The sequence below is a fragment of the Halomonas sp. H10-59 genome, from assembly GCF_040070555.1.
Lineage (GTDB): Bacteria > Pseudomonadota > Gammaproteobacteria > Pseudomonadales > Halomonadaceae > Halomonas > Halomonas litopenaei.
On record NZ_CP098828.1, the window covers coordinates 4,495,333 to 4,515,537 of the forward strand.

General features: G+C 65.6%; 17 protein-coding genes. 13 read left to right on the plus strand and 4 right to left on the minus strand.

Going from position 1 to position 20,205, the window contains the following annotated elements:
• Window positions 1–44 precede the first annotated feature (44 nt).
• The 3 genes from NFG57_RS19645 to NFG57_RS19655 all read left to right on the plus strand — a co-directional run bounded on the left by NFG57_RS19645 (window position 45) and on the right by NFG57_RS19655 (window position 3,831).
• A complete protein-coding gene (locus NFG57_RS19645; protein WP_348815008.1) occupies window positions 45–1,541 on the plus strand; it encodes a CoA-acylating methylmalonate-semialdehyde dehydrogenase in 1,497 nt (498 codons plus the stop codon).
• 365 nt (window positions 1,542–1,906) lie between these two features.
• Window positions 1,907–2,902, plus strand: a complete 996-nt coding sequence (locus NFG57_RS19650; protein ID WP_108132108.1) for a peptidase U32 family protein — start codon at window positions 1,907–1,909, stop codon at window positions 2,900–2,902.
• Between the two features lie 11 nt (window positions 2,903–2,913).
• On the plus strand, window positions 2,914–3,831 hold the full coding sequence (locus NFG57_RS19655) for a U32 family peptidase (protein ID WP_348815009.1): 918 nt from the start codon (window positions 2,914–2,916) through the stop codon (window positions 3,829–3,831).
• Between the two features lie 100 nt (window positions 3,832–3,931).
• Here the strand turns inward: NFG57_RS19655 and NFG57_RS19660 are convergent, their stop codons facing one another.
• Window positions 3,932–4,492 (minus strand): SCP2 sterol-binding domain-containing protein, encoded by a 561-nt coding sequence (locus tag NFG57_RS19660; RefSeq protein WP_348815010.1) that lies wholly within the window; start codon window positions 4,490–4,492, stop codon window positions 3,932–3,934.
• Between the two features lie 235 nt (window positions 4,493–4,727).
• Between NFG57_RS19660 and NFG57_RS19665 the strand changes: the two genes are divergently transcribed.
• Together NFG57_RS19665 and NFG57_RS19670 are read left to right on the plus strand one after the other, a co-directional pair.
• On the plus strand, window positions 4,728–4,916 hold the full coding sequence (locus tag NFG57_RS19665) for a hypothetical protein (protein WP_045993533.1): 189 nt from the start codon (window positions 4,728–4,730) through the stop codon (window positions 4,914–4,916).
• Window positions 4,913–5,824, plus strand: coding sequence for a hypothetical protein (locus NFG57_RS19670; protein ID WP_348815011.1), 912 nt, complete (start codon window positions 4,913–4,915; stop codon window positions 5,822–5,824). Before NFG57_RS19665 ends, NFG57_RS19670 begins: the two co-directional genes overlap by 4 nt.
• Window positions 5,825–5,976: 152 nt before the next feature.
• Here NFG57_RS19670 and NFG57_RS19675 read toward each other — a convergent pair whose 3' ends face one another.
• From NFG57_RS19675 to hemN, 3 genes are all read right to left on the minus strand, one after another.
• Window positions 5,977–6,753, minus strand: coding sequence for a ribonucleoside-diphosphate reductase (locus tag NFG57_RS19675; RefSeq protein WP_108448631.1), 777 nt, complete (start codon window positions 6,751–6,753; stop codon window positions 5,977–5,979).
• Between the two features lie 105 nt (window positions 6,754–6,858).
• Window positions 6,859–8,970, minus strand: coding sequence for an adenosylcobalamin-dependent ribonucleoside-diphosphate reductase (locus NFG57_RS19680; protein ID WP_213230902.1), 2,112 nt, complete (start codon window positions 8,968–8,970; stop codon window positions 6,859–6,861).
• A 234-nt stretch (window positions 8,971–9,204) separates the two neighbouring features.
• Window positions 9,205–10,590: an oxygen-independent coproporphyrinogen III oxidase gene (gene hemN, locus NFG57_RS19685; RefSeq protein ID WP_348815012.1), complete on the minus strand. Its 1,386-nt coding sequence runs from the start codon at window positions 10,588–10,590 to the stop codon at window positions 9,205–9,207.
• Window positions 10,591–10,988: 398 nt separating this feature from the next.
• Between hemN and NFG57_RS19690 the strand changes: the two genes are divergently transcribed.
• The 8 genes from NFG57_RS19690 to NFG57_RS19725 all read left to right on the plus strand — a co-directional run bounded on the left by NFG57_RS19690 (window position 10,989) and on the right by NFG57_RS19725 (window position 20,169).
• The gene (locus tag NFG57_RS19690) at window positions 10,989–11,306 is read left to right on the plus strand and encodes a cytochrome c (RefSeq protein ID WP_045993538.1); all 318 of its coding nucleotides are present in this window, start codon (window positions 10,989–10,991) and stop codon (window positions 11,304–11,306) included.
• Window positions 11,307–11,361: 55 nt separating this feature from the next.
• Window positions 11,362–13,581, plus strand: a complete 2,220-nt coding sequence (locus NFG57_RS19695; RefSeq protein WP_348815013.1) for a 4Fe-4S binding protein — start codon at window positions 11,362–11,364, stop codon at window positions 13,579–13,581.
• 1 nt (window position 13,582) lies between these two features.
• Window positions 13,583–15,469: a TAT-dependent nitrous-oxide reductase gene (nosZ, locus tag NFG57_RS19700; RefSeq protein WP_348815014.1), complete on the plus strand. Its 1,887-nt coding sequence runs from the start codon at window positions 13,583–13,585 to the stop codon at window positions 15,467–15,469.
• A gap of 54 nt (window positions 15,470–15,523) precedes the next feature.
• On the plus strand, window positions 15,524–16,897 hold the full coding sequence (locus NFG57_RS19705) for a nitrous oxide reductase family maturation protein NosD (protein ID WP_249743040.1): 1,374 nt from the start codon (window positions 15,524–15,526) through the stop codon (window positions 16,895–16,897).
• A complete protein-coding gene (locus NFG57_RS19710) occupies window positions 16,894–17,931 on the plus strand; it encodes an ABC transporter ATP-binding protein (RefSeq protein WP_348815015.1) in 1,038 nt (345 codons plus the stop codon). Before NFG57_RS19705 ends, NFG57_RS19710 begins: the two co-directional genes overlap by 4 nt.
• The gene (locus tag NFG57_RS19715; protein ID WP_253554434.1) at window positions 17,931–18,752 is read left to right on the plus strand and encodes an ABC transporter permease subunit; all 822 of its coding nucleotides are present in this window, start codon (window positions 17,931–17,933) and stop codon (window positions 18,750–18,752) included. Before NFG57_RS19710 ends, NFG57_RS19715 begins: the two co-directional genes overlap by 1 nt.
• A gap of 142 nt (window positions 18,753–18,894) precedes the next feature.
• Window positions 18,895–19,398, plus strand: a complete 504-nt coding sequence (locus NFG57_RS19720; protein WP_253028492.1) for a nitrous oxide reductase accessory protein NosL — start codon at window positions 18,895–18,897, stop codon at window positions 19,396–19,398.
• Between the two features lie 303 nt (window positions 19,399–19,701).
• Window positions 19,702–20,169, plus strand: a complete 468-nt coding sequence (locus NFG57_RS19725; RefSeq protein ID WP_045993543.1) for an Rrf2 family transcriptional regulator — start codon at window positions 19,702–19,704, stop codon at window positions 20,167–20,169.
• Window positions 20,170–20,205: the final 36 nt, after the last annotated feature.

The following is a 20,205-nucleotide window of genomic DNA, read 5'->3' on the forward strand; positions in this document are numbered from 1 at the left end:
GACGGGCCATGCCCGTCCGCCCTTTCGACACTTGAGGACCCTCGATGGACAACGTCAATCACTGGATCAATGGTCAGGATCTCGAGGCCGGCCGCCACCTGCCGGTCACCAACCCGGCCACCGGCGAGACCATTCGCCAGGTCGCCGACGGCGACGCCGACACCGTCAAGGCCGCCATCGACGCCGCCCAGGCGGCCTTCCCGGCCTGGCGCGATACCCCGCCGGCCAAGCGCGCCCAGGTGATGTACCGCTTCAAGGCGTTGCTGGAGCGTGACGCCGATCGCCTGGTGCAACTGATCAGCGAGGAGCACGGCAAGACCCTCGAGGACGCCATGGGCGAGCTCAAGCGCGGCATCGAGAACGTCGAGTACGCCTGCGGCGTGCCGGAGCTGCTCAAGGGTCAGTACTCCCACAACGTGGGGCCGTCCATCGACGCCTTCTCCAACTTCCAGCCGCTGGGCGTGGTGGCCGGAATCACCCCGTTCAACTTCCCGGCGATGGTGCCGCTGTGGATGTACCCGATGGCCATCGCCTGCGGCAACGCCTTCGTGCTCAAGCCCTCCGAGAAGGACCCGTCCGCCGCCCTGGCGGTCGCCCGCCTGCTCGAGGAAGCCGGCCTGCCCCAGGGCATCATGAACGTGGTCCAGGGCGGCCGCGAGACCGTCGAGGCGCTGCTCGACGCCCCCGAGGTCAAGGCCGTGTCCTTCGTCGGCTCGACCCCCATCGCCGAGACCATCTACCGGCGTGGTGCCGAGAGCGGCAAGCGGGTGCAGGCCCTCGGTGGCGCCAAGAACCACGCAGTGGTGCTGGCCGACGCCGATATCGACAACGCCGCCAACACCCTGATGGGGGCCTCCTACGGCAGCGCCGGCGAGCGCTGCATGGCGATCTCGGTGGCGGTGTGCGTCGGCGATGACACCGCCGACCGCCTGATCGAGGCCATGGGTCCCAAGATCGCCGCGCTGAAGATCGGCCCCGGCACCGACAAGGGCCTGGACATGGGCGCCCTGGTCACCGCCCAGCATCGCGACAAGGTGCTCGGCTATATCGAGAAGGGCGTGCAGGAAGGTGCCACCCTCGTGGCCGACGGCCGCGACCTGGTGGTCCCGGGCCACGAGAACGGCTTCTTCGTCGGCGGCTGCCTGTTCGACCGGGTCACCCCGGAGATGACCATCTACCGCGAGGAGATCTTCGGCCCGGTGCTGTGCGTGGTGCGTGTCGACAGCCTCGACGAGGCCATCGCCCTGACCAACGCCCACGAGTACGGCAACGGCACCTGCCTGTTCACCCGTGACGGCGAGGCGGCACGTCGCTTCACCGACGCCATCGAGGTCGGCATGGTGGGTATCAACGTGCCGCTGCCGGTGCCGGTGGCCAGCCACAGCTTCGGCGGCTGGAAGCGTTCGCTGTTCGGCGACCTGCACGCCTACGGCCCCGACGCTGTGCGCTTCTACACCCGCCGCAAGGCGGTGTCACAGCGCTGGCCCTCGCCCTTCGAGACCACCCAGGCGGAGTTCCACTTCCCCTCCGGCGGTCAGTAGGCACCGGCATGAAGACCACGGGCCCTGCGGGGCCCGTTTTCGTTTACGACAGCGAGCCGCTGATAACCACTGACACGCGACTTATACACCGCCTTCCACAGCCCCTGCACCGCCTGCCCACCACTTTTCACAAGGTGCCACACAGGGTTATCCACAGAACGACTCACAAGTTCATCCCCACCTTTATCGACACGCCTGGCCCGCAAGTCGGCCCCCCACTATCGCCAGGTTATCCACACCCGGCCCCGGTGCAGCGCGTCATCTCTTCGCTCCATCCCCTACTTCATTGGCGGACACTGATACGCATCAAGCCGACGGTGTCCGCGCGGGGCTAGCATGGCGCCTCTCTTCGCTCGGAGATCGACATGGAACTGGTCTGTCCTGCGGGTAGCCTGCCCGCTTTGAAGCGCGCCGTGGACGAGGGCGCCAACGCGGTCTACTTCGGCTTTCAGAACGCCACCAACGCCCGCCAGTTCGCCGGGCTGAACTTCACCGACAAGCGCGCCCGCGAGGGTATCGACTACGCCCACGCCCGGGGCTGCCGGGTGTTCTGCGCGATCAATACCTACCCGCAGCAGTCGAGCCTGGCTCAGTGGCGCGCGGCGGTGGACCAGGCGGCTTCGCTTCAGGTCGACGCCCTGATCCTGGCCGACCCGGGCCTCCTGGCCTACGCCGCCGAACGCCACCCGGACATCCCCCGCCACCTGTCGGTGCAAGGCTCCGCCACCAGCCACGAGGCGCTGGCCTTCTACCACCGCGAGTTCGGCATCCGCCGCGCGGTGCTGCCCAGGGTGCTGTCGATCCACCAGGTGCGCGACCTGGCCCGCCACAGCCCGGTGGAGCTCGAGGTGTTCGCCTTCGGCAGCCTGTGCATCATGGCCGAGGGCCGCTGCTATCTGTCGTCCTACCTGACCGGCGAGTCGCCCAACACCCACGGCGTGTGCTCGCCGGCGGCCCACGTGCGCTGGGAGGAGACCGCCAGCGGACGCGAATCGCGCCTGAACGGCGTGTTGATCGATCGCTACCGCGCCGACGAACAGGCCGGCTACCCGACCCTGTGCAAGGGACGCTTCAACGTCGAGGGCGACGTCGGCCACGCCATCGAGGCGCCGACCAGCCTCAGCACCCTGGACCTGCTGCCCCAGCTGGCGGCGCTGGGCATCAAGGCGATCAAGATCGAGGGTCGTCAGCGCAGTCCGGCCTATGTGGCCAGCGTCACCCGCGTGTGGCGCCAGGCGCTGGACCATCTGGACCGGGCCGGCGACGACTATCGCCCCCAGGCCGACTGGAGCGCCGCCCTGGCGCCGCTGGCCGAAGGCTCCACCCATACTCTCGGCGCCTACGAGCGCGACTGGAAATGACAGGAGGCGAGATGACCGCTGCTTCACTGGAATTGAGCCTTGGCCCGGTGTCCTTCTACTGGACCCGCGAGCGCTACTTCGCCTTTTATGAACAGGCCTGCCACTGGCCGCTGACCAGCGTCACCCTGGGCGAAACCGTGTGCTCCCGGCGGCGCGACATGAAGCTCGCCGACTGGCTGGAGATCGGCCACCAGCTCGCCGCCGCCGGCAAGCAGGTGATCCTCGGTTCGCAGACCCTGATCGAGTCCAACGCCGACCTGCGCGACCTGACCAGGCTGTGCGACAACGGCGACTTCCTGGTCGAGGCCAACGACATGAGCGCGGTGCACCGGCTGTCCGAGGCGGGCCTGCCCTTCGTCGGCGGCCCGGCGCTCAACCTCTACAATGTGCCGACCCTGGAAATCCTCAAGCGCGCCGGCATGTTCCGCTTCGTCGCCCCGGTGGAGTTGCCTGGCGCCGACCTGGCCCGGCTGCTGTCTGACGCCCGCGAGGCGGGGCTGGCGCTGGACTGCGAGGTGCTGGCCTACGGCCACCTGCCGCTGGCCTGGTCGTCGCGCTGCTTTACCGCGCGTCACCATCAGCACCCCAAGGATCGCTGCCAGTTCGTCTGCCAGGACTATCCGGAAGGGCTGTCGCTGACCACCCAGGACGACAGCCGTCAGCTATTCACCCTGAACGGTATCCAGACCCTGTCCGGGGCCTGTCAGGACCTGCGCCACGAGCTTGCCGAGATGGCCACAATGGGCGTCAGCGCGGCCCGGCTGAGTCCGCGTTCAGAGGGGATGGATGAAGTGGTGGCGGACTTCGACCTGGCCCGCCAGGGACGCTATCCGGCGCCCTCGCCGCTGGCGCTGGTGGACGCCGAGCTGTGCAACGGCTACTGGCACGGCCAAGCGGGGATGGATCTGGCACCGCTGCTGGAAGACTAAGAGCCTCTTCCCTCTCACACCACCTCTCTCGGGAGGCCGGTTCGCCGGCCTCCATCGCTAGATGGCTCACCCCGACAACCAGCAGGCGGTAACCAGGCGCCTAGGCCCGGCGGGGCAGCCAGCGCTGCAGCTGGCCCAGCGCCTCGAGCAGGTAGGGATGCAGCAGTTCCATTTCCTGGCCATCCAGCAGGTTCTTCACCGTCAGCCCCAGTTCGGTGTCACCTTCCAGGCACAGCCGGCGCTGGAAGAACAGGCTGTCCGGGTCTTCCTCGCGGCTGGCCAGGCAGGCGAACTCCCGCCAGCCCCCCGCCACCTTCACCTCCCAGGGCGCGTCGGTGACCTGCAGGCGACCGTGCGTGAGGGTCAGGGTGACCGCCAGCGCCAGATCATCGATGGACAGACACACCCGGCGCCCTTCAAGCACGTCGAACTCACCGTCGGCCAGTGGCTCTGCCAGGGTGCGGTTGAGCCAGGGCTCGAGACTCGTGCGCAACAGCGGCAGGGGCAGCGGGCCGAGACGGCGCATCAGTGACAGATGCAGACGATGGGGCACCCGGGTCACGGCGCCAGACGTCAACGATGACGACAGCGAAGGAAGGGTGGGCAAGGCAGGAAGGGCAAGAGAAGGCAACGACAGCGAGCCGAGCGGCGACAGCGACATGACGGGTTCCTGGTCAAGCGGCACGACGCCGCCGGGTCATGCTAGCGATACCGTCGCCCTCGGTTCATGACGCCCATCAAGCCCTCTGGTGTAGCGCTCGTTGAACGCTCTGACACAGCCGAATGCCGGGGTCGAAATGGGAACTCTGCTACACTGCGGACATCATGGGGTTCGGCCCCTTGGCTTCACCCAGGTTCCGCAGAGCATCGAGTTCACAAGCGGAAAAGGAGCAACGATGTCCATCGAAACCAGCTTCGAAGGCTACCTCAAGGCCAAAGAGGGTGGCCACCTGCGTAGCATGAAGATATCGCATCGCGGCGCCGTCTCCGTGGACAGCGCCGAGCTGGTGCGGTCGCGCAAGGTCAAGAGCAACGTCAGAGCCCTTCGCCGCAGCCTCGATCGCAGGGACAGCAAGCCGGAATGAGCGGCATCAAGCTGCTGCCACCTTTCGTCCTGCTGGTGGCCGGCTTTCTGCTATGCCATTCGATCCCTTCCTGGCGACGCTACGTCATTCGTGCCAACGGACAACAGCTGACATTGCGCAGCGCCATCGCCGGCTTTGGGGCCGCCCTCCCGGTCTTCGCTGTGCTCTACCTCCTGCACGCTTTCTCTGCCCCCTCCGCTTCTCCTTACGCCTACCCAGACACCCAAGGCGAGCCCTTTGGCGAGCCCTTCCTTCAGGCGTCGCTGGTTACCCTCACTATTGCGATCATCTGCCTGGCGTTTACGAAACTGGTGGCCTGGTACTATGCCTTCTATCTGGGCCAATCCCGTCTGCGCCAGCGCCTGGCCGGGTTTGCGCGTCGCAGCGTCGGGGCTAGTGTCTATCACCGACTGCAACGAGCAGCACAGTGGTGCCACTGGCAGAGCTATCGCTTCACCGTCCACGCCATGCGCAAGCTGATAGAGGGTGACCATGCCGAAACCCTCTACCTTGGCAGCCTGCTTGGCACCGGCAGCGGCCTCTGCATGTTCGTGCTGGATTCTCGCAAGGTGATCATCGGCAACGTGACTGGCATGCCCGAACCCTCGGCGCCCAAGGAGGAAAGCCAGATACGTGTGTTGCCCTACTTCACCGGGCACCTGTGCGAAGCCCATCTCCAGTTGCATATCACCACCGACTACACGCCCTACCTGGACGCCCAGAGTCGGGGCGAGGCCCACCGCGACTACGCCTTTGACATCGTGCTGGCCGCCCACAAGACCAGCTACGTCCGGGAGTTCGACATCCGTTTTTTCCGCAGCCGGTTCATCAACCACCACTGCCCCTGCGGCCACCCCGTCTACAACATCACCCGCTCCGACCAGGCTCAGCCGCCTGGGGCGTCATAGCGCCTGCTGTCACGACGCTGGCTGAACGAAAACCACCCCTCCAGACACAACGATGGGCCCCGAAGGGCCCATCGTTGTGACGCTGGCTTATTCGCGCGCCAGCCGTGCTTTCTAGCCACGTATTCTAGTCGTGCTTTCCAACCAAACGTCGACTAGCCACACTTCGACCAGCCGCAGCCGGCGTAGCAGGTGGGGCAGCCGTCCATCATGATCAGCTCGCCGCGACACTCGGGGCAGTTGCCGACCACGGCGGGGCCGGCGCCTTCGGCGGCGGACTCGGCAGGCTTGCCGTCCAGCGGCTCGACCGCGCCGCTCGGGGTCTCGTCCTCGACCTCGGCGGGGTACCAGCCGTGGCCGGAGGCCTGGCGTCGGGCGTAACGGCTGACCAGGTCCTCCACCGGCACCTGGTTCCCGTCGATATCGAGAAAGCCGCGACGGTAGAGGATCTGCTGGATCGACCAGGCGATGGCGGCGACCTCGGAGTCGTGGAACATCGGCTTGTTCCAGCGGTTCATGCCGCAGCGCACCAGGCCCTTGTCCCAAGCCACCTTGCGCAGATCCGCCACCGCCTGGGTGACGTAGCCGCCGCGGGCCGCCAGCGACAGGCTGCGCATGGTGGCGGTGATCCACTGGTGCTCACTGGACAGCTGACCGGAGGGGAAGAAGAACTCCACCGGGCGCTCGATGATCACCCGCTGGCCGTTGAGCACGCCTTCCACCGGCATGAAGGACACCAGCAGGTAGACCTTCTTGCGGCCTTCGGCGCCGACGTAGGAGATCTTCTCGGACACCGCCTCCAGCGTTCCCTCGGGGCGCGAGGGGATGCGCATGGTCAGCGGGTTTTCCTCGGGCAGCGGGGCCGGCGCGGGGGCGGCCTCTTCGCTCTTGACGCGGTAGCCCACGATCTTGGAATTGATTTCGACAGCCATCAGCGGGCTCCTCCAGAAAGATGATGCGGGCGTGACACGCTCACGACCCAGGCATGATATTGCGGCTCGCCGACTGGCAGGCAGGCTGGCTTGCCGCTGGACCGATTACCACTTGCCATAGGTCCCCTCCTTCAAGCCGTCGTAGAGGTTGGCGGCGTTGTGTTCCTCGCCGTCGTAGATCACCGTCTCGTCGCCCTTGAGTTCGAGGGTCTCGCCGTTCTCCAGCTCGAAGATATAGGTGGTGTTCTTGAGGTCATCCTCGCGCACCAGCACGCCCTGGAAGGCCTCCGGGTTGAAGCGGAAGGTGGTGCAGCCCTTGAGACGGCTCTGGTAGGCGTCCAGGTACAGGTCCTTGAACGCCTCGAAGGCAAAGTCGGTGGGCACGTTGACGGTCTTGGAGATCGCCGAGTCGACCCAGGCCTGGGCCGCGGCCTGCACCGCCACGTGCTGCTTGGGGGTCACCGCGTCGGCGGTGATGAAGTAGTCGGGCAGGTCGCTTTCCACCGCGTCGGCGTGCATGAAGTGGCGGTAAGCGGCAAGCTCGAAGGACACCACCTCGACCTGCTCCTTGGTCTTCTTGCCGGCCTGGATCACGTTGCGGAAGTAGCGATGGGAGAACGACGGCTCGATACCGTTGGAGGCGTTGTTGCCCAGCGACAGGCTGATCGTCCCGGTGGGGGCGATCGACGAGTGGTGGGTGAAGCGCGCACCGTGCTCGGCCAGCTCCGCCACCAGCTGCGGCTCGACCTCTGCGATCTTCTGCATATAGCGGCTGTAGCGCGCGTGCAGGATACGCCCGGGCACCTTGTCGCCGACCTCGTAGCCGTCGCGGCCGAGCTCGGGACGCTCGCGCAGCATCTTCGGCGTCAGCTCGAACTCCTGCTCGAGGATCGGGGCCATGCCCTTCTCGCGGGACAGCTCCAGCGCCTGCTTCCAGCCCTCCACGGCCAGCACTCGGCTGACTTCCTCGGTGAAGCCCAGCGACTCGGCCGAGCCATAGGGCATCTTGAGCATGGTCATGGTCGAGCCGAGGCCCAGGAAACCCATGCCGTGGCGGCGCTTGGCCTCGATCTCGCGGCGCTGGCCGGACAGCGGCAGGCCGCTGATCTCGACCACGTTGTCGAGCATGCGGGTGAAGATCGCCACCACCTCGCGGTACTTGTCCCAGTCGAAGCGCGGCTTGTCGCCGAACGGATCGATCACGAAGCGGGTCAGGTTGACCGACCCCAGCAGGCAGGCGCCCTCCGGCGGCAGCGGCTGCTCGCCGCAGGGGTTGGTGGCGCGGATCTCTTCGCAGAACCAGTTGTTGTTCATGCGATTGACCTGGTCGATCAGGATGAACCCGGGCTCGGCGTAGTCGTAGGTGGAACGCATGATGGTGTCCCACAGCTCGCGGGCCTTGATCACCTCGACCACGCGGCAGGCCACGCGACCTTCGGCGTCCTGGGTGTAGCCGTCCTCGATCACCGGCCAGTCGCGGTAGATCAGCTCGCTGTCATCGACGTCGCCCTTCTCGCCCTCGTGCAGCGGGAAGGCCAGCGGCCAGTCGGCGTCCTGCTTCACCGCTTCCATGAACTCGTCGGTGATCAGCAGGCTCAGGTTGAACTGGCGCAGGCGACCGGCCTCGCGCTTGGCCTCGATAAAGTCGCGCACGTCGGGATGGCCGACGTCGAAGGTGCCCATCTGGGCGCCACGACGGCCGCCGGCGGAGGCCACCGTGAAGCACATCTTGTCGTAGATATCCATGAACGCCAGGGGGCCGTTGGTGCCGGCACCGGCGCCGAACACGAAGGCACCCTTGTGGCGCAGGGTCGAGAACTCGTAGCCGATGCCGCAGCCGGCCTTGAGCGTCATGCCCGCATCCACCACGCTGTCGAGGATGTCGTGCATGGAGTCGCGAATGGTCCGCGATACCGTGCAGTTGATCAGGCTGACCGCGGGCTTGTAGCCCTCGGCTCCGGCGTTGGAGGTGATCCGGCCTGCCGGCACGGCGCCGTTTTCCAGCGCCCAGCGAAACTTCGGCAGCCACTTGTCGGCGGCGTCGCCCTCGACGGCGGCCAGCGCCTTGGCCACGCGGTCCCAGGTGGCCTGAAGGTCGGCGTCGACGGGCTGGCCGTGGCGGTCCTTCAAGCGATACTTGGCGTCCCAGATGTCATACGAGGGGCCCTGCATGGGAACCTCCTGCGACAGGGCGGCGGCCTTGGCGGATGTGGTCATGAAAGCTTGTCTCCGATGAAGTTACCGGCAAATAAACGGGGTCGTAAAGGGGCGGATGCGCGCTCCGGATAAGCTCGGGCACCCTACCAGATATAGTAAAATTTTCGACCGGCGGCACAATATAAACGAAAAATCGGGCCATGGAAGACCCGATCGTTAATTCGGCTTTGGCGCATGAAAGGTAGCGCGGGCTACCCCGGGCGTCTCGCCCCGGGGCAGTCGCGATAGAGCCGGCTAGACGGTGCGCGAAAAGCGCCCACTGCCGGGGACCAGGTAGGCATCGAAGGCCATGGCCACGTTGCGCATCATCAGGCGTCCTGCCGGCAGTACCTTGAGCGCTTGCTGCTTGATCTCGATCAAGCCGTCGGCCTGCATCTCGTCGAGCTGGTCGAGGGCGCTGGCGAAATGCGTGCGGAAGTCGATAGCGTGACGGGCCTCGAACTCGGCGAAGCGCACCTCGCCGTGACACATCAGCGAGGTGATCAGTTCGGCACGCAGCTGGTCTTCGTCGCTCAACCGATAGCCCCGCAACACCGGCAGCCGCCCGGCCTCGAGGTGCTCGGCGTACTCGGCGGTGGTCTTGACGTTCTGGCTGTAGGCGTCGCCGACCTTGCCGATGGAGGTGACCCCGAGCCCGATCATGTCGCACTGGGCGTGGGTCGAGTAGCCCTGGAAATTGCGCTGCAGGGTACCGTCGTGACGGGCTCGGCTGAGTTCGTCCTCGGGCAGGGCGAAGTGGTCCATGCCGATATAGACGTAGCCCGCCTGGGTCAGCCGCTCGATGGTCAGCTCGAGCAGCTCGAGCTTGCGCCCGGGCGGCGGCATGTCCTCGTCGCGGATCAGCCGCTGGGCCTTGAACAGCGACGGCAGGTGGGCGTAGCTGTAGGCGGCGATGCGGTCGGGTCTCAGCGCCACCACCTTGGCCAGGGTGGCGTCGAAGCTGTCGCGGGTCTGCAGCGGCAGCCCATAGATCAGGTCCACCGACACCGAGGCGAAGCCGGCGTCCCGGGCGGCGTCCACCAGGGCCGCCACCTGGGCCTCGCTCTGCACGCGGTTGACCGCCTTCTGCACCAGCGGATCGAAGTCCTGGACGCCGAAGCTCAGACGATTGAAGCCCATCTCGCGCAGTTCATGGATCTGGGCGGGGGTCACCGTACGCGGATCCACCTCCAGCGAGAATTCCCGGCGCTGCTCCGGGGCGAACCGGAAGTGGCGCGCCAGGGCGTCGATCAGCCCCTTGAGCTGGTCATTGGACAGAAAGGTCGGGGTGCCCCCACCCAGGTGCAGCTGGTTGAGCTCCCGGGTCTCGTCGAACAGCGCCGCCTGCAGGGCGATCTCGCGCTTGAGCAGCGCCAGGTACTCAGCGGCACGCTCGCGATTGTGGGTAATGATCTTGGAGCAGGCACAGTAGTAGCAGAGGCTTTCGCAGAAGGGCACATGGACGTAGACCGACAGCGGCTTCGGCTCCCCCTGCTGGCTGCGCTCCACCGCCTGGCGATAGTCGGCGACGCCGAAACCGTCGTGGAAGTGCGGCGCGGTGGGATAGGAGGTGTAGCGCGGCCCTGGACGGTCGTACTTCTCGACCAGCGCACGCTGAAACGGCAAAACATCGGATGACATCGACAAGGCCCCTCGTGACACGACCGCCCGACGGCGGCATCTGTCGGCATTGTCGCACGTCGAATCGGCACGTCCCGGCAAGACGAAGCCAGACATGACCTGCATCAAATCACGCCAGCGGCATCACGGCGCTTGCCCCTGTGGCGTGTTCTCGCCCGAGGTAGTGCAAACGCGAGCCAACCGCAATGATGCCCCTGCCATCCCAGTGATCCCAATCAAGCATAGTACGGAAGACGTACCTCTCCCCGCCTAAAGTTGACCAACGTCATAGGGTATTGTCGCTGAGCGCTCCAATACTCGAGAGTCCCAAGGGACATCCCGCACAAACCGTGATGCCTGACCCAAGCCGCACGCCGCTTGCGTCAGGTATCACGCCCCAAGACCGAGGAGCGCTCATCATGAAATGGATCCCCCTGGCCGCGCTTGGCGCCGCCTGTCTGTTCAGTCTCAACGCCCAGGCCGCCGGCGACGCCGCCGCCGGTGAAACCAAGATCGGCGCCTGCGCCGCCTGCCATGGCACCGACGGCAAGGCCACCGGACCGATCTATCCCAACCTGGCGGGTCAGAACGCTCCGTACCTGGAAAGCGCGCTCAAGGCCTACCGCGAGGGTCAGCGCGGTGGTGGCATGTCCGCCATCATGGCGCCCCAGGCGGCGGCCCTGTCGGATCAGGATATCGCCGACATCGCCGCCTACTTCTCGTCGCTGACGCCCTGATCCCACCCTGGTGCGCGAAGCGTCCTCGGGGCGCTTTGCGCCTCGAGGTCATGCCATGACCCAAGCCCCCCGCCAATTTCCCCGCCACTGGTCTTCTCCCCTGCGCCTGCTTGTCGTGCTGTTGGCGATGTGGTTGAGCCTGCCCGCCCTGGCGCTGGAATTCGATCAGTATCCCGGTGACCTTGGCAGCGCCAAGGGTGACCTCGCCCTGTTTCAGCAGGCCTTTCCCGGCACCGACAGGGTCGAGCCGGTGACCGACCTCCCATGGCCGGTCAACGCGCTCTACCGTGGTGAAGAACTGGTCGGCTACGCCTTCGAGAGCGCTGAAGTCGCACCGATTCCCGCCTACTCGGGCAAGCCGGTCAACCTGCTGATCGCCATCGATCCTTCCGCCAGCCTGCGCCTGGCCAAGGTGCTCAATCATTCCGAGCCGATCATGCTGGTCGGCATCCCGTCAGAGCGCCTGGACGACTTCGCCGGCCAGCACCTGGGTACCTCGGTGACGTCGCGCCTGGAGGTGGGAGAGGACGTCGATGCCATCTCCGGCGCCACCGTGACCGTCATCGTGGTCAACGACACCATCATGCGGACAGGACGCCTGGTCGCCGCCGCCCTGGGGCTGATCGATGACCCCGCGGCAGCGCCAATCGCCCGTGTGCGCGACGAGGTCTACGCGCCCGCCGACTGGCAGGGCCTGCTCGACCAGGGGGCACTGGGTCACCTGACTCTGAGCCAGGGAGAGGTCGACGACGCCTTCGTCGGCACCCCGGCGGAGCACTACCTGAGCGGCCAGCGTCCGCCCCGCGACGCCACCTTCATCGATCTTTACCTGGGCTACCTCAATGCGCCGAGCGTGGGCCGCAATCTGCTCGGCGAGCGCGGCTACGACCAGTTGATGGCGAGCCTCGCCCCCGGCGAACACGCCGTTGCCCTGCTCGCCGATGGCAGCTTTTCCTACAAGGGGTCGGGCTACGTGCGCGGCGGCATCTTCGATCGTATCGAGCTGGTCCAGGGCAACGCCTCGATCAGCTTCCACGACAGCGACCAGCGCCGCCTGCCGCGTCTGGCCATCGACGGAGCCCCCGCACTAAGCGAACGCGACATCTTCGTGATCCACGAGGACGCCCACTTCGACCCGGGCACGCCCTGGCGGCTGAACCTGCTGGTGCGCCGGGCCTCGGGGCCGCTGACCCAGGAGTTCACCCGCTTTCATCTCGACCAGGCGCTGCCCGAGGCCTTTATCGAGCGTCCCGAGCCGGTGGAGCCCGCCCCGCTGTGGCTCGAGATGTGGCAGCAGAGTCGGCTAGAGCTGATCGGGCTTGGTGCTGGACTGGTGACGCTGTCACTGATCCTGGCGTTCCAGGACGCCCTGGCGCGTCGTCCGCGCCTGCTGCGCCCGCTGCGCAAGGCCTTCCTGCTCTACACCCTGGTCTATATCGGCTGGGTCTCGCTGGCCCAGCTCTCGGTGGTCAATGTGCTGGCGCTGATCCATGCCGTCATCCCTGCCGTCGCCAATTCCGCCAGCCATGGCTTCAGCTGGTCGGCCTTCCTGATCGACCCGCTGATGTTCGTGCTGTGGGTCTTCGTGGCGGTCACTCTGGTGCTGTGGGGCCGCAGCATCTTCTGCGGCTGGCTGTGTCCCTTCGGTGCGCTGCAGGACCTGGTCAACCAGCTCGCCCGTCACCTGAAGGTGCCGCAACTGACGCTGCCCTTCGCCGTGCACCGGCGGCTGTGGGTGGTGAAGTATCTGATCCTGTTTGGCCTGGTCGGGGTGTCCTTCTACGACCTGGGACAGGCGGAGCGGCTGGCCGAGGTCGAGCCGTTCAAGACCGCCATCACCCTGCACTTCCTGCGCGACTGGGGCTATGTGCTCTACGCCGTGGCACTGATCGCAAGCTCGGCCTTCATGCACAAGGCCTACTGCCGCTACGTCTGCCCGCTGGGTGCGAGCCTGGCCATCGCCGGTCGCCTGCGCCTTTTCGACTGGCTCAGGCGGCACCGTGGCCAGTGCGGCACGCCCTGCCAGATCTGCGCCAACGACTGCGAGCTGGTGGCCATCCATCCCGACGGCCGTATCGAGGCCTCGGAGTGCCACTACTGTCTGGACTGCCAGATCACCTACGACGACGACCGTCGCTGTCCGCCCCGGGTCAAGCGCAGAAAGCGCCTGGAACGGAATGCGGCGAGGACGCACGGCGACGTGGGTGACGCAGAACCCCGCGGATCAAGCCAGGACGGCGACCCGCGGCGTATACCCTGCCTTGAGGAGAACTGAAGTGAGTGACGATTCCCGCAGTATCCAGAATCTGGCCCGACGCCACTTTCTACGCAACAGTGCGGTGACCGGCGTCGCCGGCGCCGGCCTTGCCAGCGGAGTGGTCGGCGGTGTTGGCACCAGCGCCCTGCTCGGCAGCCGCAGCGCCCGCGCCAGTGAAGGCGACGCCATGGTGGCCCCCGGTGAACTCGACGAATACTACGGCTTCTGGAGCGGCGGCCACTCCGGTGAAGTGAGGGTCCTGGGCATCCCCTCCATGCGCGAGTTGATGCGCATTCCGGTGTTCAACACCGAGAGCGCCACCGGATGGGGCATCACCAACGAGTCTAAGCACATCCTCGGCGAGTCCGCGCGTTTCCACAACGGCGACGCCCACCACCCCCACGCCTCGCTCACCGACGGTCGTTATGACGGCAAGTACCTGTTCATCAACGACAAGGCCAATACCCGGGTGGCGCGGATCCGCCTCGACATCATGAAGACCGACAAGGTCACCACTATTCCCAACGTCCAGGCCATCCACGGCCTGCGTCTGCAGAAGGTGCCCTACACCAAGTACGTCTTCGCCAACGCCGAGTTCCCGATCCCCCAGGTCAACGACGGTCGCGACCTGGAGAATCCTGCGAACTACTACACCATGTTCAACGCCATCGACGCCGAGACCATGGAGGTGGCCTGGCAGGTGATCGTCGATGGCAACCTGGACAACACCGACGCCGACTACACCGGCCGCTTCGTTGCCTCGACCTGCTACAACTCCGAGAAGGGCATGACCCTGGCCGACAGCATGCGTGCCGAGCGTGACTGGGTGGTGGTGTACGACGTCGAAGCCATCGAGGCCGCCGTCGAGAAGGGCCAGTTCGAGACCCTGGGCGACTCCCCGGTGCCGGTACTGGACGGACGCAAGGGCTCACCGCTGACCCGCTACATTCCGGTGCCCAAGAACCCCCATGGCCTGAATACCTCACCCGACGGCAAGTACTTCATCGCCAACGGCAAGCTGTCGCCGACGGTGTCGATCATCGCCATCGACAAGCTGCCGGCGCTGTTCGCCGACGAGATCGAGCCCCGCGACAGCGTAGTCGCCGAGCCAGAGCTGGGCCTGGGGCCGCTGCACACCACCTTCGACGGTCGCGGCTTCTCCTACACCACCCTGTTCATCGACAGCCAGGTGGCCAAGTGGAACATCGAGGAGGCGATCCGCGCCTACAACGGCGAGGACGTCAACTACATCCACCAGAAGCTCGACGTGCACTATCAGCCGGGCCACAACCACGCCAGCCTGTGCGAGACCCGCGATGCCGACGGCAAGTGGCTGGTGGTGCTGTGCAAGTTCTCCAAGGACCGCTTCCTGCCGGTGGGACCGCTGCACCCGGAAAACGATCAGCTGATCGACATCTCCGGCGACACCATGAAGCTGGTGCATGACGGCCCGACCTACGCCGGGCCCCATGACGCCATCATGATGCGCGCCGACCAGCTCAACCCGATCCAGGTGTGGGACCGCCAGGATCCGTTCTTCGCGCCCACCCGCGCCATGGCCGAGGCCGACGGTATCACCCTTGAGAGCGACAACAAGGTCATCCGCGACGGCAACAAGGTGCGCGTCTACATGACCTCGGTCGCGCCCCAGTACGGCATCACCGAATTCAAGGTGAAGCAGGGTGACGAGGTCACGGTGGTGATCACCAACCTGGATACCGTCGAAGACCTGACCCACGGCTTCTGCATGGTCAACCATGGCGTGTCCATGGAGATCGGTCCGCAGCAGACGTCCAGCGTCACCTTCACCGCCGAACGCGCCGGGGTGCACTGGTACTACTGCAACTGGTTCTGCCACGCGATGCACATGGAAATGTTCGGTCGCATGCTGGTGGAGAAGGCCTGAGGAGCGGCCGGGCCGGGCGCCGATGGCGCTCGGCCCGGCCCAGGCGACATCACCATGTTTCGAGCTCTCTCCTTTCCTGCAGGTGGCTCGGCATCCGGCCGAGCAACACCGATGGCGCTGGCCCTGACCGCAGGGTTGGCGCTACTGGCGATACTGAGTCCCAGCGAGGTGCTGGGCGCTGAGCTGAAGGTGACCGCGGGCACACCGCTCAAGCGCTGGGTCGAGCAGGCCGAGCCCAACGATATCCTGCGGCTCGCACCGGGCCACTACACGACAGGCCCGGTGATCATCGACAAACCGCTTAGCCTGGTCGCCGACGGTGCCGGTGTGGTGATCGATGGCGGCGGCAGCGGGACCCTGCTGACCTTGCGCTCACCTGGCATTTCCCTGTCCGGGCTGACCCTTCAGCACTGGGGCGCGGACCTGACCGCCATGGATGCGGGCGTTCACGTGGAAAGGACCGCCCATGGCGCCAGCATTGAGCGTTGCCGGCTGTCCGGCCCTGGCTTCGGCATCTGGCTCGATGGCGTCGACGACGCCCGGGTCCTCGACAATCAGATTCGCGGCGATACCCGGGTACGCTCCCAGGATCGCGGCAACGGCGTGCAGCTATTCAATGCGCGTCGGGCGCTGGTCTCCGGCAACGATATCCGCCAGGTGCGCGACGGCGTCTATATCGACACCAGCAGCGACAGCGTGATCGACGGCAATCTGCTCGAAGACCTTCGCTACGGCGTCCACTACATGTACGCCCACGACAATAGCGTGACCAACAACCTGACCCGTCACACCCGCACCGGCTACGCCCTGATGCAGTCCCGTGGGCTGACGGTGAGGGCCAATCGCTCCATCGAGGATCGCAACTACGGCATCCTGATGAACAACATCACCGAAAGCCGGATCATCGACAACGACATCATCGGCGTGCGCCAGGCACGCGACGCCCATGACCGGGGCCTGGTCAGCGGTGGCGATGGCAAGGCCATCTTCGTCTACAACGCCCAGTTCAACGTGATTCGCGGCAACCGCCTCGAGGACAGCGACATCGGGCTTCACCTGACCGCAGGCTCCGAGGACAACCGCATCAGCGGCAACGCCCTCATCCACAATCGCCGCCAGGTGAAGTACGTGGCCACTCGACAGCAGGAATGGTCCGAGCACGGTCGCGGCAACTACTGGAGCGACTACCTGGGCTGGGACCTTGACGAGGACGGCATCGGCGACACCCGCTACCAGCCCAATGACGCCATGGACCAGCTGCTGTGGCGACACCCGGAGGCCAAGGTGCTGATGGCCAGCCCGGCGGTGCTGGCGCTGCGTTGGGTACAGCGCGCCTTCCCGGTATTTCGCCCCGCCGGCGTCAGCGACAGCGCCCCCCTGATGACGCCTTCGAGACCTCGTTCCGCCACACGGACATCCTATCCATGACCCGCGCCACGACCTGCGCCATCGTCTTTGACGACGTCAGCCTGGAACACGGCGGCGTGACCCGCCTGTCCCATCTCAGCCTCGAGGTGAACAGGGGCGAGGTGCTCGGCCTGCTCGGCCACAACGGCGCCGGCAAGACCACCAGCATGAAACTGATGCTGGGACTGCTGTCGCCCACCCAGGGAAGTCTCAGCGTGCTTGGGCAACGGCCGGACCGAGCCGGCGACCGTGCCTTTCGCCAGCACCTGGGCTACCTGCCCGAAAATGTCCGCTTCTACCCCAACCTGAGCGGGCGAGAGACCCTCACCTACCTGGCCCGACTCAAGGGTCGGCCCACGACAGAGGTGGACGAGCTGCTGGTGCAGGTGGGGCTTGGTGGGGCCGCCGACCGACGCCTGGCGACCTGGTCCAAGGGCATGCGCCAGCGCCTGGGGCTGGCCCAGGCGTTGCTTGGCGAGCCTCGGCTGCTGCTGCTCGACGAGCCCACCAGCGGGCTCGACCCCGCCGCCACCGAGGCGGTCTACGCCACCATCGGAATGCTGAAGGCGCGTGGCGTGACGGTGGTGCTGTCTTCCCACCTGTTGCCGGGGGTCGAGCCGGTGATCGATCGTGCGCTGATCCTCGGCGAGGGCAAGTGCCTGGCGCTGGGCGACCTGGCGAGCCTGCGCGAACGCTTTGCGCTGCCCTACGTGATCGAGATGCGTGGTGCTCCCCAGGATCTGGCACTAAGGCTGATTCGCGAGGGCATCCCCGCCCGCTCTTCGTTGGCGGACGGCGGTCGACTGCGACTGGAAGTGGCCCCCGAGCACCGCATGGACGCCTTGAGGCTGTGCACTGCCTTTAAGGGGCTCAAGGATCTGGAAATTCGCCCCCCCAGCCTCGAGGCACTGTACCGACGTGTCCAGGACCCCAGCGGCCGCGATCCAGGCAATGGCAGTGACGGGAGCAGCGAGAGCGACGCCAGCGACCGCTACCAGGTGATCGACGAGTCCGACCACACCACCGTCTCACTATCCGCCGAGGACACGCCCTGATGCGCCTTCTACTGACCATCGCCCACAAGGAATTCCGTGACGGCCTGCGCCACCGCTGGGTGCTCGGGATCGCCGTGCTGCTGGGGGTACTGGCGCTGGGCATCGCCGCCTTTGGGGCTGCTGCCAGTGGCGGTACCGGCTTTACCGGCCTGTCCACCACCCTGATCAGCCTGTCGACGCTGTCCATGCTGCTGATTCCGCTGATCGCATTGATGCTGGCCTACGACGCCATCGTCGGCGAGGACGAGGGCGGCACCCTGCTGCTGCTGGCCACCTACCCCATGTCGCGACGTACCTGGCTGCTCGGCAAGTTCATGGGCCACGCCTGGGTGCTGGGCCTGGCCACCCTGTGCGGCTTTGCGGTCGCTGGCGTGGTCATCGCTTTCGCCACACCGGAAACCGCGCTGGCCGAGGTAGCCGCAGGGCTCACTACCCTGATCGTCTCCAGCGTGCTGCTGGGCTGGTCGTTTCTGGCCCTGGCCTACTGGATCAGCGCCCGTGCCGGCAGCAAGCAGGCTGCTGCCAGCCAGGCCCTGATCACCTGGTTCGTGTTCGTGCTGGTACTGGACCTGGCCCTGCTCGCCCTGCTGGTAGGCGTGCGCCAGGGAGGGGCGTGGCTGCCCTGGCTGATGCTGGCCAACCCGGCCGAGTGCTTCCGACTGCTGGTGCTCTCGGCGGTCGAGCCTCATCAGGCCTCCGCGATCACCGCCCTGGCCAGCGCCACCCCCAGGTCGCCCTTGCTGCTGGCGCTGCTGCAGGTCGTCTGGGTGCTGCTACCCCTGGGTCTGGCGATCAGGCGATTCGAGCATCGAGCGCTGTAACCCGCGCGCCTAGCTCATCGGAAAGCCGACGCTGCCTGCCAGCCATTACTGCGGGTTATTGCTGCTGGCTTTTGCTGCCAGCGGTCCCCCCACTCCGTCCGCCAGGACGCTCGCCTGGAGAACTCCCATGTCCCTTCCTTCTATGCTGCAACGCTTTGCCATCGGTGGCCTGATGCTGTTGTTGATCGGCTGCAACGACGGCACCTCTGACACGACTATCGGCCCCGCCCCCATCGGTGATGACGACATCTGCCATGTATGCGGGATGTTGATCGAGGCCATGCCAGGCCCCAAGGGAGAACTCGCACTCGATGGTGACAGCGAGGTCACCAAGTTCTGCTCGGCGGCGGAAATGCTGGTATTTCTTCTTCAACCCGAAAACGTCGAACGCCTTGCCCATGCCTGGGTTCATGACATGGCTCGCACTGACTGGGATCACCCCGGAAATGGTGCCTTTATCAGTGCACAGGAGGCCTGGTACGTGTCTGGCCATTCGCGGCCCGGCGGCATGGGACATCCGCTGGCGACCTTTTCCACAAGAAACGATGCGGAGGCTTTTCAGAGCGACCACGGCGGCATCATCGAGCGCTTTGATGAGCTTGAAATCGACCAGTTAACCCATATGAGCCGAGCAAACCACCCTTGAATAGGTATAGAAAATCCCGCAAATATGCAGCGACAAAAGCCGACCAAAAAAATTGCTAAATTTATGGATTTACCATGCTACATTCAAGAGACAATAAGATGGATGGAACATCCATGACAAGGAGTTAAACCGCGCATGTTATCTCATTGATATAGGTCATCTGGCGTAGGAATAATCGCACATCGCTACGCTTTAATGCGCCAAGCCTGCGTGAGATTTCTCGTCCCTTGCTAGAGTCGAAAGCATGAGCGAAAGCCTCCCTTCTCTTTACCAAGTCGCCCAAGGGGCGCCGGGGCACGACCAATGCATCTGACAAGATTTACCGACTACTCATTGCGCGTTCTGATGTACCTTGCCGAATCCGGCAGCGAACGCACCACGATCGCCGAGATCGCCTCACGCTTCGAGGTCTCACGCAACCATCTGATGAAGGTGGTTCAGGAGCTCAGTCGCCTTGGCTATGTCTCCGCCGTCCGTGGCAAGCACGGGGGACTGTCGCTCAAGCAGGCGCCGGGCAGTATCCACCTCGGCGCCCTGGTCAGGGATACCGAACATAGCCTCGCCCTGGTGGAGTGCGAAGGGGACGACAGCGCCTGCTACATCGCGCCCATCTGCCGCTTCAAGCAGATCGCCAACGAAGGGTTGACCGCATTTCTGGAGGTCCTGGATCGCTACACCCTGGATGACCTGATGACCCCTCAGTGCCGCCAGCGCCTGCACACCCTCAAGCTGATCGAGCTCGAGCCGGAGCCTGAAGCCGAGCCCGCCTGAGGCGACGAGGCAAGACAGGGTAACGCCACGACAGCG